Annotated in this window: 4 protein-coding genes; 3 read left to right on the top strand and 1 reads right to left on the bottom strand. The window is 25.8% G+C overall.

Annotated features, from left to right (window positions below; translation table 11 throughout):
* Nucleotides 1-129: 129 nt before the first annotated feature.
* From ACA134_RS05000 to ACA134_RS04990, 3 genes are all read left to right on the top strand, one after another.
* Entirely contained in the window at nucleotides 130-2,781 is a 2,652-nt protein-coding gene (locus ACA134_RS05000) for a hypothetical protein (protein WP_409199328.1), read from the top strand.
* Between the two features lie 628 nt (nucleotides 2,782-3,409).
* On the top strand, nucleotides 3,410-15,310 hold the full coding sequence (locus tag ACA134_RS04995) for a hypothetical protein (protein WP_409199327.1): 11,901 nt from the start codon (nucleotides 3,410-3,412) through the stop codon (nucleotides 15,308-15,310).
* Between the two features lie 696 nt (nucleotides 15,311-16,006).
* Nucleotides 16,007-17,419: a hypothetical protein gene (locus ACA134_RS04990; RefSeq protein ID WP_409199326.1), complete on the top strand. Its 1,413-nt coding sequence runs from the start codon at nucleotides 16,007-16,009 to the stop codon at nucleotides 17,417-17,419.
* A gap of 112 nt (nucleotides 17,420-17,531) precedes the next feature.
* Here ACA134_RS04990 and ACA134_RS04985 read toward each other — a convergent pair whose 3' ends face one another.
* On the bottom strand, nucleotides 17,532-18,245 hold the full coding sequence (locus tag ACA134_RS04985; protein WP_409199325.1) for a DUF4013 domain-containing protein: 714 nt from the start codon (nucleotides 18,243-18,245) through the stop codon (nucleotides 17,532-17,534).
* Between the last annotated feature and the right edge of the window lie 78 nt (nucleotides 18,246-18,323).

Genomic DNA, 18,323 nt, shown 5'->3' with positions numbered 1-18,323 from the left:
TTTGACACATCTAATTAGTTCGTTTGTATAAAAACTTATATAAAATAAATATATAATTATTAATGAGGGTTGAGTTTTTAAATATTATTCACAAATAAAAATATCTTAAAAAGGAGAGGTATTATTAAAATGATATTTAAAAAAGCGAATTTAGTTATTTTTATATCATTATTAAGTATTGTACTATTAATGTCTTTATCTTCAGTTTCTGCTGATGATCAGAATGCATCTGATACATATGCAAGTATATATAATGCGATTCAAAATGTTGGTGTTGGAGAAACTGTTTATTTAACAGAAAATGTGCAATATGAAGGTAGTGGTTATGATAATGGCATTTTTATAACTAAAGGTGATTTTACACTTGATGGAAATGGATATACTATTAATGGAACATCTAGTAATGGAATTCGAAATAGTGTATTTTCTTTTGGTGGTAGTAATATAATAATTAAAAATCTCCATATAACTAGTGCAGGTCGTACTGATATAAATGGTGGAGCTATTCGTAATTATGGAATAAATAATACATTGACCGATGTAAATATTTCTTATTGTATTGGTCGTAATGGTGGTGCAATTTATAATAGTGGAAGTAATTTTACTATAAGTGGTAATTGTAACTTTTATAATAATACAGCAAGTAGTTATGGTGGAGCTATAAATAATTTTAAAGGAGATTATTTTAAAATTATAGGTAATAATATTATAGAAAATAATTCAGCATCATTTTATGGTGGAGGAATTTATAATAATATAGGAAGTAACTTTTTAATTGATGGAAATAATATAATAAGAAATAATAGAGCAACTAATGGTGCGGGAATTACTAATGATGGTACTGCTTTTGAAAATCGTTTAAACATAAATTATCAATGCTATAATTTCACAATTAGAGGTTCTAATCAAATTGTTAATAATATAGCAACTTATAATGGTGGAGGAATTTATAATTTAGCTAGATTTTATGCTGATTACTACTCTGCTTCAAACTTCACAATTATTGGAAATAATAAAATTGCAAATAACTCTGCAGATAATAATGGTGGAGGAATTTATAATTACTATGGGCCTTATTTTGGAATTTATGGTAATAATGAAATAATTAATAACACTGCTAATGATAATGGTGGTGCAATTTATAATGACAATGGATTAAGATTTAATATAGCTAACTCTAATAATTTTAATAATAATAGTGCAAATATAGGTGGAGCTATCTATAATGATGGTGAAATTTTCATAAATGGTAATTATTTCATAGATAATGCTGGAAATGGAACAGCAATCTTTAATAATAAAAATTTAACTTTGAAAAATGGATATTTCCAACATCTTTTAACTGATAATGATCATTTTGTATATAATAATGGAATTTTATTTTTAGATAAAAATATAATGAATTCAAGTCATTATGAGAAAATATTTAATGCAGGAAATATAACAAGTGAAGTACTTGCTTATTATATTGAAGGAAAAGTTATTGTTACAAGTGCAGGACATATAGTTCCTTTAAATGTAACATTAACTGATGATAATGGAAATAACATTGTAGGTCAAGCAGTAACATTACAAGTAGAAGATTTACTTAATCATCATGAAATAGATGTATTTTTTGATGGATATCATCACAGTGTAAATTTAACTGTTACACATCCTGGCTCATTTATTGTAAATGGTACTTATTATAAAGGAGGAAATAATTTAACTATTATAAATGGAATAATCAAAGTTCTTCTTTTAACAGAAAGTCAAATAAATGGATTTATAGCAAAAATTGGCGATACTGTTACAATTACAGGTACAGTTATAGATCAAAATGGAAATTTAGTTAATGGAGATGGAATATTAACATTAGCAAATGGACAAAGTGTTAATGTAACTATTAAAGATGGTAAATTCAGCTATATATGGGCAATTCCATATGAAGCACAAATAGGTAATGGAACAGTATCTATTAAATATAATGGAAATGAAACCCATCATGCTTCATCTGCAACTAATACAACTTTAATTAATAAACTTGAAACAATTATAACTATAAATAATGTCACTGGTAAAATAGCTGATATTGTTACAATTACTGGTACAGTTGTAGATGAAAAAGGTAATAATATTACTGGTGAAGTAGTTTTAACTTTAGTTAATGGTGAAAAAGTAACTGTAAATGCTAAAGATGGTAAATTTACTTATGAATGGACAATTCCAAATGGAATTAAACCAGGAAATTATGATAATATAGCTAGTTATAATGGTGATAGAATTTATGAATCTTCATCTTCAAAAGGAATAGCTACTATTTTAAAATTAAAAACAACTACAACAATTAATGATGTAACAGGTAAAGCAGGTGAAAATGTTTTAATTACTGGTACAGTTGTAGATGAAAAAGGTAATAATGTAAATGGAAAAATAGATTTAACATTAGCAGACGGATCTAAAGTTATTGTTAATGTTATTGATGGTAAATTTGAATACTTCTGGACTATTCCTCAAGGTTTTAAAAATGATAGCTATCAAATTATAGCTGAATTTAATGAAAACGATTATTATTTCGAATCTAATGCAATTGGAAACTTAATTGTAGTTAGTGAGGATAATATAATTGAAAATGAAACCGATCCTGAAATTATTGAAGTTGAAACTCCTAATGAAAGTTTAAATAATTTTGATAATATTGCATTAAGTGCTTCAAAAATAGAGAAAACTGGAAATCCTATAGCTATTTTAATTTTAGCTTTAATTTTCTCTTTAATCCTACCTTTAAAAAGAAGATTTTAATTAATCTTCTTTTTTTTTTAAAAATTTAAGGTTTTATAAAACTATTTTATTCTTAAATAATTCTACTTTCAAGGACTACTAAGTAATTAAAAAACAATATATAAATAATCAAAACTACTTTTCAAAAGAACTATATACTATAACGAACATATATTTATTAACAATAATTGTGTGGTTGTTATAATTATTTTTTTTATTTTTTAAGCTGTAATTGCTATATATAGATAGTTGTAATATCAATTATTGTTATTGAAATCAATCAATTAAAAAGGAGTGCATTATATAAAGTAAAAATATTATAAATACAATATTTTTATAAAATTTTTAATTTTTTAATTATAAATGTTCAATAATTTTTATAAATGAAAATATATTTAAAGGATTATTATAGAAAAAATAGCCTTATGTTATTGAAAAATTAATTAAAAAATTAATTATTTGTGTTTTTATGATTAGCTATAAAATTTTTAATTGAATTGGAAAAAATTATTATTCGAACCGTTTAAAGAATTTTAGATGGCGAATAAGAATTAATGGAGGTATATTTGAACTAAAAGATGTTTAATTTGATATGTGTGGAATTTTTAATAAATAAAAATATTTTTTTAAATAATAAATGGAGGATTATATGCCAACTAATAAAAAAATAATTTTCATTTCTTTGATTTTATTGGTTTTTTCTATATTTGTAATATCAAATGTTTCAGCAACAGAATATGATAATAATACAAATTTGCAAAATATTGAAGATATAGAAATTTATGAAGAAAATATAGAAAATCAAAATATAAATATGGATGATTTATTGGAAAATCAGACATTAGATAATAATGAAGTGGTTGATAATACATTAGATGTTAAAAGTACAGGAAATTTGATGCTTTTTGCAACTAATAATGATTTAATTGAAGAAGAAGAGTTTGATATAGAACTTAAAGCTAATTATAATGGAAATACATTTACAGGTTTAGCAGATGCTATCACTGCTTTAGCCCCAGGAGATGAAGAAATTATTCTAGGAAGTGATATAAGTGCTTCATCATCAAATCCACCTATTACAATTAATAAAAATTTAATTATAAATGGAATGGGACATACAATAAATGGTAATTCTATACCTAAAATGTTTTTAATAATAAATAATGTAAATGTAACTTTTATAAACTTAACTTTTATGAATGCAGTTGGTTCAAACGATGGTACAAATAAAGCTTATGGTAGTGTAATTTTAATTGAAAATGCAAATCAAGTATTAATAATAAATTCGACTTTTTTAAATAATAGAGCTAATTATGGTGGAGCTATTTTTGGATATGCAAATAATTTAACAATAATAAATAGTAATTTTAATAATAACTTTGCCCGATATAATGGTGGAGCTATTTGTATTCAGGAATATGGTATTATGCATAGTCCAGGTAAATTAGGAATTATAAATATATTCGATTCTACATTTGATAATAATGATGCTAATCATGCAGCTACAGGGACTGCTGGTGGAGCTGGTGGAGCTATTTATTATCAACTTGAAAATCAGGGATCAAAATTATTTGTAAATAACTCAAATTTTACAAATAATTATGCAAATTTTACTGGTGGTGCAATTTATAGTAATGTAACAAATATGAATTTAACTATAACAAATTCATACTTTGAAAATAATGTTGGACGTAATGGAGGAGCTGTTTCAATACAGCAAGGAGAATATACTTTAATAAAAGATTCGAAATTCATAGAAAATAAAGCATATAAAATCACAACTCATGATGATGGTGGAGCTATTTTTAATCGTGTCCATAATGCAATTATAATGAATTCATTATTTGAAAGAAATAGTGTTCCTAATGCAGGTGGAGCTATTTATAATCTTGGTAATTATGTAACTTTAAATAACTTAACAATATTCAATAACTCTGCTATTTATGGTGGAGCTATTGCTAATGAAGGAAACAATTTTACTTTAATTGATTCTAATATTTCTAGTAATTATGCTACTAATAATATAATTTTTAATACTGCATCTGGAATAAATTTTAAAATTTTAGGATCAAATACTATAGAAAATAATACTGTAACATCTAATCGTGGTGTAATAAATAACTTAGCTAACAATTTTTTAATTGATGGGAAAAATAAAATAGATAATAATTATAATGGTGGCTCATATTCTGCAATTTATAATACAGGTAACAACTTTAAAATAAATGGTACAAATAGTATATCAAATAATAAACGAGGAATTTATAATAATGCTTCAAGTTTCACTATTTCAGGAAACAATACAATATCAAACAATAATAAAATGTCTGGTGGCGAAAACGGAGCTGGAATATATAATGCTGCAACTGGTATTAACTTTAAAATTATTGGAAGTAATATTATAGCTAATAATATTATTCCTCAAACAGGTGCAGGAATATATAATCTAGCTAATATTTTTACAATAACTGGTAGTAATATTATTGCAAATAATTCTGCTAATCAAAATGGTGGTGGAATATATAATACTGGTGGAAATTACTTCTTAATTATTGGAAATAATACTATAACAAATAATTCTGCTAATCAAAATGGTGGTGGAATCTATAATTATAATGGAAATTATTTTATAATATCTGGAAATAATGAAATAACTTTTAATGATGCATTAAGTTCTTCATCTAATGGTGGTGGAATCTATAATGGTGGAACTGGTGTTAATTTTACAATTACGGGTAGTAATATCATTGCAAATAATACTGCTGGTAGTCAAGGAGCTGGAATTTGGAATTCAGCTATTAATTTTTTAATTAATGATTCTAATATTATAGCAAACAATATTATTATTGCTAATAATAATGGTCTTGGTGCAGGAATTTTTAATTCAGCTAATAATTTTAGAATTATTAATAATAATAGTATAATAAACAATATTATCAATGCTTCTAGTCAAGCTGTGGGTGGAGGAATATATAATTCAGCTGCTAATTTTTTAATTAGTGGTGATAGTAATAATATTTCTAACAATATTCTCTATTCAATATCTTCTAGTTCTTATGGTGCAGGAATTTATAACATTGGTACTAATTTTAGAATATTGGGTAATGTATTCATAACAAATAATAAAATTACTAGTTTTTCAACTTCTACAGAATCAGAAGCATATGGAGGTGGAATTTTTAATTCAGCTAATGGTTTTTTAATTAATGGTACTAATAATATCATTTCTGATAATAGTATCAACTCTGCTTCTTCTAAATCTAAAGGTGGAGGAATTTTTAATTCAGCTTATAATTCCATAATATTAGGTACAATTACTATTGCAAATAATATTGTTCATTCAAATACTACTTCTAATGTTGCTGATGAAAGTAATGTTGCTGGAGGTGGAATTTATAATAGTGGAAGTCACTTCACAATTGATGGAACTAATATTATTATCGCTAATAATTCTGTTACAGCTCTTAATACTGTAGCTCATGGTGGTGGAATTTATAATTATAGAGTACAATATTTCTTAATTAATGGTACTAATAATATAATTGCTAATAATACTGCTAAAACTAATGGTGGTGGAATTTATAATATTAATGGAAATTTCTTTACAATTAGTGGAACAAACATTATATTTAATAACACAGCTACTAATGGTGGTGGAATCTATAATGTTGCTTTTAGTCCAGGTGAAAATGATATAGGCGAATGGCAGTTTATACAGCTTTCAAATAATTTTACAATTATTGGAAACAATCAAATTATTAACAACACTGCTTTGTCTGATGGTGGTGGAATATATAATAATGGTTTACTTCGTTATGATGTTCTATCTGCAGGATATTTTACAATTAATGGTAATAATTTAATTGCTTATAACAATGCAGGTAATAATGGTGGTGGAATCTATAATCTATATGGGTATAATTTTACAATTATTAAAAATAACACAATATCATATAACAATGCTATAAATGGTAGTGGAATTTACAATGATGTAGGTTTTAATTTCCAAATAATAGAAAATAATACTTTAAAAAACAATATAGCTAGTGAAAATGGTGGTGGAATTTATAATAACGGAGGATTAGCTATTATAGGTTCTAATTTAATGTATGATAATAAAGCTACTTTAGATGGTGGTGCATTATATTACTCATTTGACAATAGATTTATTAATAATTTTATTGAGCAAAAAGATTATGTAAATGGTATATTGGATTATGAAAATTATGAATATGAAATGCATAATTATATTTCAGGAAACAATTATTTATATAATAATACAGCTAGAAATGGTGGTGCTATTTGGACCAATACCTCAATTCTTTTAAATAAAACAAATAAAATATTTAACAACACTGCTACACAAAACGGTGGAGGAATATACAATATAGCACAAGGCTTTACAAATAATACTGTTGGAAATATTAATGATCAATCTGATATTATTACAATATTTTTAACTGCAATTATACAAGGTTTAGAACTTGTTGGAAATAATGAAATTTATAATAATAATGCAATAAATGGTGGAGGTATATGGACAAATGCCTCAATTTTCTTAAATGAAACAAATAAAATATTTAACAATATTGCTACACAAAACGGTGGAGGAATATATAACACAGCAAATGCTGAAACAAATAACACAATAAACAAATGGAATGACTCAGATAGAAATTATACAGTTTCTATTACAATTTCTACAAATACTTTAAAAATTATAGGAAACAATGAAATATACAATAACTCAGCTATTTTAGGTGGTGGACTTTATAATGAAGGTAATAAAACTACTATACAAGGAAATAATAAATTACATGACAATGAAGCTACTAATGGTGGAGCTATTTATAATCTAGGAATTAACTTTACTTTAAATGGAACTAACCATTTATATAATAATACAGCATTTGAAAATGGTGGAGCTATTTATAATTCATATCTTGGAACATTTTACAGTGAAGGTAATAGATTTATTAACAATTCTGCTTTAAATGGCACAGCTATATATAATGCTTATAATATGACTGTTTTAAATGGATTCTTTGAAGATGCTTTTACTGATAATAATCATTTTATTTATAATGCTCCAACAGGAACTTTATATTTAGATAATAATGTAATGAAAGCAGATCACATTGAAAAAATTTATAATTTAGGTCAAATTACAAGTGAAATTATGGTTTATTATATAAATAATAAAACTATTACTGCAAATATTGGTCAAATTATACCTTTAAATGTAACTTTAACTGATGATAATAATAATACTATAGTTGGTCAAAAAGTTACAATTTATGTTAATAATTCTTCATTGGTAGATGAAATAGAATTATTTAATAATGGATATTATAATTATATTAATTTTATTAGTTCAAAAATTGGGACTTATATTATTAATGGTACTACTTATGCTGGTGGATCTAATTTAACTAGAAAATATGGTATTATTACACTCAGAGGAATTGATAGCTATTTAGTTATTAATAAAACTGTTAATACTACTGAAGCTAATACTGGTGATTATATAGAGTATAATATTACTATAAAAAATAACCATACTACATTAAATGCTACAAATGTCACTATTTTGGATTATTTGCCTAATGGTTTGGATTTTAATAATTCTAAATTTAATGGATTTGACTGGGAATATGATGAGAATACTAGGACTTGGATTCTTAAAACATTATTAGCTCCTGGTGAAACGGTTGTTTTAACTCTAATTTTCCGTGTTAGTGGAGGTTATGATGGTGTTACTAATAATACTGCTAATGTGACTTATGAAGAAAATCCTGATGGTGAAAATGTTACTAGTCCTAATACTAATATAACAGATGTAGTTTTAAATGTTAGCAAGTTTGTTGATCTTCCATTTGTTCATAAAGGTGATATTTTTAATTATACAATCACCATAAAAAATATTGGAAGCTCTATTGCTAATGATGTTACTATAATTGATTATATTCCAGTTGGATTAACATATTATAGATATCAAAATGGTACTGGCTTGTGGAATCAAATTTCTGAAACATCATGGAAATTAAGTTCAGATCTTGGAGTTGGACAAGAAGTTACTTTGATTCTGTTTTTCAATGTTACAGGTTTTCCAGGATCAACTGTTGTTAATATAATTAATGTAACTACAAATCAAACTCCAAATGGTAATAATACAACAAGTAATGAGCTTTATATTGCTGATCATGCATTAGATGTTATAAAAAGTACTAATGTTACTCATGTAAAAGTTGGAGATTATGTTTATTATAATATTACTATTATTAATGGCGGTGCAGATGATTTAAATAATGTTACTGTTATTGAATATATTCCTGATGGTTTAGAGTATGTTCGTTATGAAAATACTACTGGGTATTGGAATAAAATAAACAATTATACTTGGGTATTAAATGAGACATTATATAATGAAAATGAGGTTATTTTAACACTAGTTTTCAGAGTTGTTGGTACAATTGGTCAAAATATTACAAATATTGTAAATGTAACTACAGATGAATTTCCTGAGGGGGAAAATTATACTAGTAATAATTTCACTGTTACAAATGCCATTTTAAATGTAGATAAGATTGGTGGTTCTACTATTGCTGTTATTGGTGATAGGATTTATTATAATATTACAATAAGTAATACAGGTACTGCAAATGCTACTGGTGTGGTTGTTAAGGAGTTGATTCCTTTTGGTTTGACTTATGATGGTTATGATGGTTATGGTAGAATTTGGACTTATAATGCTGTTGATAGTACTTGGACTCTTAATGGTGATCTTGGTAATAAGTCTTCTATTACTTTGACTTTGTATTTCATTGTTAATGTTAATGCTAGTGGTATTTTAGATAATACTGTTATTGTTTGGTCTAATGAGACTGGTGGTAATAGTTCTAATGATACTAATGACACTGATAATGAGACTTATATTAAGAATGCATCTTTAACTATTGTTAAAGAAGCTGGTTCTACAGTGGCTAATTATAATGATACAATCTACTATGATATTACTATTCGTAATATTGGTGTGGATGATGCTACTGGTGTAATTGTCAAAGAATTGATTCCTAAAGGTTTAACATACCTTAGATATGAATCTACAATGAACTGGGAGTATAATAATGTGACAGATACTTGGACATTAGAGGGTAGTATTGCTAATAATACTAGTATTGTACTTCGTTTGTTCTTCCGTGTTAATGGTAATGCTACAGGCATTATGAATAACACCGTTATTGTCTGGTCTAATGAAACTGGTGGTAATAACACCAACGAAACCAATGACACAGATAATGAAACAAATGTAACCAATGTTAATTTGTCTGTTGTTAAGGTTGCTAATAATGATTATGCTATTATTGGTCAAATGATTTCATATGATATTGTGATTTATAATCATGGTACTAGTACTGCAACTGATGTTGTTGTTAGTGAATATATCCCTATTGGCTTAGAATATGATCATTATGAAAATGTTACTGGTGGATGGACTGAGTCTAATGGTAAATGGGTTCTTAATGGTACTTTAGCTGGTGCTGGTGCTAATGTCACTATTCGTTTATTCTTCCGTGTAAATGAAAGTGCTGTTGGTTATTTAGAAAACATTGTTAATATTAAAACTAATCAAACTGGTGGTAATGAGTCTAATGGTACTAATGCTACTAATAATGAAACTGAAGTAGTTAATGCTACTTTAATCGTTAATAAAATTGGTGGTTCCACTATTGCTGTTATTGGCGATAGAATTTATTATAACATTACTATTACTAATAATGCTCAAATTAATGCTACTGGTGTGGTTGTTAAGGAGTTGATTCCTTTTGGTTTGACTTATGATGGTTATGATGGTTATGGTAGAATTTGGACTTATAATGCTGTTGATAGTACTTGGACTCTTAATGGTGATCTTGGTAATAAGTCTTCTATTACTTTGACTTTGTATTTCATTGTTAATGTTAATGCTAGTGGTATTTTAGATAATACTGTTATTGTTTGGTCTAATGAGACTGGTGGTAATAGTTCTAATGATACTAATGACACTGATAATGAGACTTATATTAAGAATGCATCTTTAACTATTGTTAAAGAAGCTGGTTCTACAGTGGCTAATTATAATGATACAATCTACTATGATATTACTATTCGTAATATTGGTGTGGATGATGCTACTGGTGTAATTGTCAAAGAATTGATTCCTAAAGGTTTAACATACCTTAGATATGAATCTACAATGAACTGGGAGTATAATAATGTGACAGATACTTGGACATTAGAGGGTAGTATTGCTAATAATACTAGTATTGTACTTCGTTTGTTCTTCCGTGTTAATGGTAATGCTACAGGCATTATGAATAACACCGTTATTGTCTGGTCTAATGAAACTGGTGGTAATAACACCAACGAAACCAATGACACAGATAATGAAACAAATGTAACCAATGTTAATTTGTCTGTTGTTAAGGTTGCTAATAATGATTATGCTATTATTGGTCAAATGATTTCATATGATATTGTGATTTATAATCATGGTACTAGTACTGCAACTGATGTTGTTGTTAGTGAATATATCCCTATTGGCTTAGAATATGATCATTATGAAAATGTTACTGGTGGATGGACTGAGTCTAATGGTAAATGGGTTCTTAATGGTACTTTAGCTGGTGCTGGTGCTAATGTCACTATTCGTTTATTCTTCCGTGTAAATGAAAGTGCTGTTGGTTATTTAGAAAACATTGTTAATATTAAAACTAATCAAACTGGTGGTAATGAGTCTAATGGTACTAATGCTACTAATAATGAAACTGAAGTAGTTAATGCTACTTTAATCGTTAATAAAATTGGTGGTTCCACTATTGCTGTTATTGGCGATAGAATTTATTATAACATTACTATTACTAATAATGCTCAAATTAATGCTACTGGTGTGGTTGTTAAGGAGTTGATTCCTTTTGGTTTGACTTATGATGGTTATGATGGTTATGGTAGAATTTGGACTTATAATGCTGTTGATAGTACTTGGACTCTTAATGGTGATCTTGGTAATAAGTCTTCTATTACTTTGACTTTGTATTTCATTGTTAATGTTAATGCTAGTGGTATTTTAGATAATACTGTTATTGTTTGGTCTAATGAGACTGGTGGTAATAGTTCTAATGATACTAATGACACTGATAATGAGACTTATATTAAGAATGCATCTTTAACTATTGTTAAAGAAGCTGGTTCTACAGTGGCTAATTATAATGATACAATCTACTATGATATTACTATTCGTAATATTGGTGTGGATGATGCTACTGGTGTAATTGTCAAAGAATTGATTCCTAAAGGTTTAACATACCTTAGATATGAATCTACAATGAACTGGGAGTATAATAATGTGACAGATACTTGGACATTAGAGGGTAGTATTGCTAATAATACTAGTATTGTACTTCGTTTGTTCTTCCGTGTTAATGGTAATGCTACAGGCATTATGAATAACACCGTTATTGTCTGGTCTAATGAAACTGGTGGTAATAACACCAACGAAACCAATGACACAGATAATGAAACAAATGTAACCAATGTTAATTTGTCTGTTGTTAAGGTTGCTAATAATGATTATGCTATTATTGGTCAAATGATTTCATATGATATTGTGATTTATAATCATGGTACTAGTACTGCAACTGATGTTGTTGTTAGTGAATATATCCCTATTGGCTTAGAATATGATCATTATGAAAATGTTACTGGTGGATGGACTGAGTCTAATGGTAAATGGGTTCTTAATGGTACTTTAGCTGGTGCTGGTGCTAATGTCACTATTCGTTTATTCTTCCGTGTAAATGAAAGTGCTGTTGGTTATTTAGAAAACATTGTTAATATTAAAACTAATCAAACTGGTGGTAATGAGTCTAATGGTACTAATGCTACTAATAATGAAACTGAAGTAGTTAATGCTACTTTAATCGTTAATAAAATTGGTGGTTCCACTATTGCTGTTATTGGCGATAGAATTTATTATAACATTACTATTACTAATAATGCTCAAATTAATGCTACTGGTGTGGTTGTTAAGGAGTTGATTCCTTTTGGTTTGACTTATGATGGTTATGATGGTTATGGTAGAATTTGGACTTATAATGCTGTTGATAGTACTTGGACTCTTAATGGTGATCTTGGTAATAAGTCTTCTATTACTTTGACTTTGTATTTCATTGTTAATGTTAATGCTAGTGGTATTTTAGATAATACTGTTATTGTTTGGTCTAATGAGACTGGTGGTAATAGTTCTAATGATACTAATGACACTGATAATGAGACTTATATTAAGAATGCATCTTTAACTATTGTTAAAGAAGCTGGTTCTACAGTGGCTAATTATAATGATACAATCTACTATGATATTACTATTCGTAATATTGGTGTGGATGATGCTACTGGTGTAATTGTCAAAGAATTGATTCCTAAAGGTTTAACATACCTTAGATATGAATCTACAATGAACTGGGAGTATAATAATGTGACAGATACTTGGACATTAGAGGGTAGTATTGCTAATAATACTAGTATTGTACTTCGTTTGTTCTTCCGTGTTAATGGTAATGCTACAGGCATTATGAATAACACCGTTATTGTCTGGTCTAATGAAACTGGTGGTAATAACACCAACGAAACCAATGACACAGATAATGAAACAAATGTAACCAATGTTAATTTAATTATTAATAAATTAGTTAATAAAAATTCTGCTAATATCGGTGAAAATGTGACTTATACAATTACTATTGAAAATATTGGTACTTCTGATGCTACTAATGTTGTTATTCATGATCTTACTCCTTATGGTTTAGATCTGATTGATGATGGTACTAGTAGTGGTCTTTGGACTTATTATCCTAATAGTGATATTTGGGTTCTTAATAGTTCTCTTGCTAGCAATGCTAAAGTTACTTTAATTTTAGTCTTTAATGTTACTGGAGAGTTTGCGGGAATTGTTAATAATACTATTACTGTTGGATCTAATCAAACTAATGATACTAATATTACTAGTAATAATACTAATTTAACTAATGTAACCTTAGATATTCATAAAATAGCTGGGGCTACTGTTATTAATATCAATGAAATAATTTATTATGATATTATAATATTTAATACAGGTTCTACTCCCGCTAATGATATTATTGTTCGAGAATATATTCCAGAAGGTTTAAATTATTTATATTATGAAAATATTTATGGTAATTGGATTGAAGCTAATGCTAATACTTGGTATCTTAATGGTACTATTAATGGTGGTCATAATGCTACTATCCGTTTATTCTTTAAAGTTACTATGAATGCTACTGGTTTTATTAATAATACTGTTAATGTTTGGTCTAATCAAACAAATGGTACTGATCCTAATGGTACAAATGTTACTAATAATACAACTAATATAAGAAATGTTTCATTTAATATTAGCAAAATAGCTGGTTCTAATATTGCTAATATAGGAGATATTATATTTTATGATATAGTTATTGTTAATACAGGATCTGATAATGCTACTGATGTAGTTCTTAAAGAATATATTCCTAATGGTTTATCTTACTTGAATTATGATAATATTTATGGTTCTTGGAGAGAAATAAGTGATAATATATGGCTTCTTAATGGTTATATTGCTCCTGGTGCAAATGCTACTATTCGTTTGTTCTTTACTGTTAATGGTAATGTAACTGGTTTCATTAATAATACTGTTAATGTTAAATCTAATCAAACTGGTGGTAATGAATCTGAAGGAGAAAACTCTACTAATAATACTACAAATGTTTATAAATTAAATACTATTACTGAAATTGATGATGTTTCTGGTAAACCTGGTGAAACTGTTACTATTAATGGAATTGTTATTGATGAAAATGGCAATCCTGTAATTAGTGGTAATGTTACAATTATCTTACCTGATGGTTCTAATGTTATTGTTAATGTAGAAAATGGTACTTTCACCTATGATTGGACAATTCCTAATAGTTTTAAACCTGGTATTTATGATATTGTAGCTTATTATAATGGTAATGATAAATATGAACCTTCTGAAAACCAAAGTAAAGCATATATTCTAAAATTAAATACTGTAACATCTGTTGATGATATTACTGGTAAACCTGGTGAGGGTGTTATTATTACTGGTACAGTTGTAGATGAAAATGGTAATCTAGTTAAAAATGGCACTGTCATTTTGACTTTACCTGATGGTTCTAAAGTTTCTGTACCTGTTATTGATGGCCACTTTGAATATCCTTGGACTATTCCAAATAATTTCAAAGAAGGTTCATATATTATAATAGCTGATTTTATTGGTAATGAGTATTATGAATCTTCTATTGGTAATGGTACTTTAACTGTTCTTACTAGTTCTATTACTCCTCCTGTTCCAGGTCCAGGTATTGTAGAAGATAAGGAAGATATTGTTGATAAAAATGTAATGGAAAAAACTGGAAATCCAATAATTATTTTATTATTAGTTTTAATTTCTAGTTTAATTTTATTACCTTTAAAAAGAAGATTTTAATTAATCTTCTTATTTTTATTTTTTAATATATTAAATTAAAAGACATATATACATCTATATAAAATAAAACTAATTTTAAATTATTACATTTAATTTAATTAAAAGAATGATTAATTAAAATGAATATATTTTCATGACTTTGCTTTTAAATAATTTTTATTATATTAATATAATATGATTAATTTATCTTAAAATGAAATAAATTATTGTAAACTTTCTAATAAAATTATAATTTATATAAAAATAATTTCTATTGTATATTTTTTTAAAGTAAAATATCATTTAAAATTAATCATAAAATAATTTTTTAAAATATTTTAATTTTATTAATCTTTTAAAGGCACTGTCTAAAATTCAACTGATAAATTTTTTTTATTTTTATTGATCAGTTTATTGTTTTTAGGTATGGTTAAATTAAATAGTATATATTTTGTGTTTTTTGATTTAGATTATTTTAAAGTATTTTTTGCTTTAATTATACTTTATGGTTGATTCTTTAAATATGTGTTTTTAAGTTTTGTTTTTTATTTAACGAATCATTATTCTTATTTTCTTAGTTATCAATTTAAAAAAGTGTATTTTCATAATCAACATATTTATCAATCTATAATCGATTTATGTATGTTAATGAGTTTGTTTTAATTAAAATTAGTTAGTATAAAAGTTTTAAATAGTGGTAGTGACTTATTTATAGTTATGAGACAAAAAACAAGCACTACCAGTATTATATTGAATCTTGATATTAATAAATTTATCTTAAATTTAGAAAATGATACTTTAATTTTAAATGAATCAGTATCTCCAGATATTGCTATTTGCATTGATTATTATCTTCAAAATGATTTTAACACGTTAATTGTTAAAGAAAATCTTGTATGTGATGAATGTGGTTCTAAATTAAGTAAAAATGGGACGGATAAGTTAATATTAAATAAGAAAAAGAATATAAAATTGCAAAAATACAAATGTAGTAATAAAAAATGTCAAAAATATTATAAAGTTTCATTACTTGAATTTATTGACAAATCCTGCAATTATTCAAAGAATATAAGACAACAAGGACTGGAATTAGATTCAATTGATCATTCATCTTATGATAAAAAATCAGAAATAATTGAAAAACACACCAGTGTTAAAATACCTAGATCAACAATATATTACCATGAAAAATCATTAAGCAAACAATTTATCATCAACGAAGAAAACAAAATACAAGAAGAGGTTTTAAAATCAAAAATACAGCCCAGCGGAATATATCATTACGATGAACAATACGAATTCATCAACACAGAATTATATTTACGTATGACTATTTTAGACAATAAAAACAACTTAATAATAAATGAAAAACTAGTATCTCACAAAGAATTTAATAAAAAAACCATACAAAACTTTTTAGAAAAATCATTAGACAAACATCCCATAAAAGCAATTATAACAGATGGAAACAATTATTATCCTTCAATAATCGAATCATTAGGCGCCATTCGCCAAAACTGCGCATTTCACAAAATGCAAAATCTAATGACAGAAGTAATTAAAAAGCTCAACAAATACCAAAGACAAATAAAAAATGCTGAAATACAAATAGAAAAAAATACAACACGAATAAAAGAACTAAAAAAAGAAAACAAAGGCAAAACTGGAAGAATACACTTAAAAGACAAGAAAAAACAAAAAAGACAAGAAAAAATTAGAAAACTAGAAAAAGAAACCAGAACTTTAAAAGATACAAGATGGAAAAACAAAGCTAAAATCAAAGAATTAGAAAAATATGTTAAAAAAATATCACTAATATTCAAATCAAAAACAATAAAAACAGCAAAAAAAAGATTCCAAGAACTACAAAACAAAAAAGACGAACTACCAAAAGTAATAAGCTCATTTATCAAAAAACTATCAAAAAACATAGAAAAAACACTACAACACATAATTCATGAAGAAATACCAAAAACCAACAACAAAATAGAATGCTACTACAAAACAACAATGCCCAGATACATAAAAAAAATTTTCAGAACAAAAGAAGGATTCATAAGACAAATGAAACTACAACAAATACGATGGACAAAAAGAAACGTACTAAACACAAACCAAAAAAAAACATAAAAAAATCAGCAGGATTCTAAACAGTGCCTTTTAAATTATTTAAATTAAAAAATAAGTCTTTAAATTAAATTAATTTTTCTATTGTAGAAAATTTTTATATAAAAATAAATTATTATCTGGCGGCTATTGATAAAAGTCTTTTTGAGAAGATGATTAAAAATGGTGAAACAATTAAATCATATAATAAACTTATAATATATGAATTACTTAGAAGTTCAAGTAAAACAAAGCTTGAATAAAGGAAAAATTCTACTATCATATAAACAATATTTAAAACAATGATATTAATTAAACCTATTTTTATAAGTAATCGACTAAGATCTTTAATATTAAAAATAGCTTTTATTTTCCCATGATTTAATGCTAAATTAACTAAAGATACATTTAAAAGTAAAAATATAAAACTTGTACTTATCATAGCTATTAATATTATCAAAGGTAAAGATTCAGGATACAAGCTAGCAATTATTAAAAAAATAACTATTAAAATTACTATTATTAATCCATAAAATATATATGCCATTATATCTTTTATACCATGAACTAACATATCTTTAAAATTATTAAAGATTGGTGGCCTAATTGATCCATCTAATGATTCTTCTATAATTTTAAATGAATAACCCATTTCAAATAATGTTAGAATTAAAGTAAAGAGTATAATTATTGAAAAAATTATTAAATTATTTGAAAAATCAATACTTGTTAAAACATTTAATAAATTAATTATAATTCCTAAAATAATAACAGCTTTCCAATCTTTAAAGACATATTTTATAGAATCTTTAACCATATCAAATAATTTTAGTTTGTTTTTAGATGTCATAATATTTTTTTTCTATTAAAATGTATTTTTAGTATTAGACCATATATATTTGGTTATTGAAATATCATATTTTTAAAT

The organism is Methanobrevibacter sp. DSM 116169, assembly GCF_046197865.1.
Classification (GTDB): domain Archaea; phylum Methanobacteriota; class Methanobacteria; order Methanobacteriales; family Methanobacteriaceae; genus JAHKLT01.
This window is presented reverse-complemented; position numbering and strand designations above follow the sequence as displayed.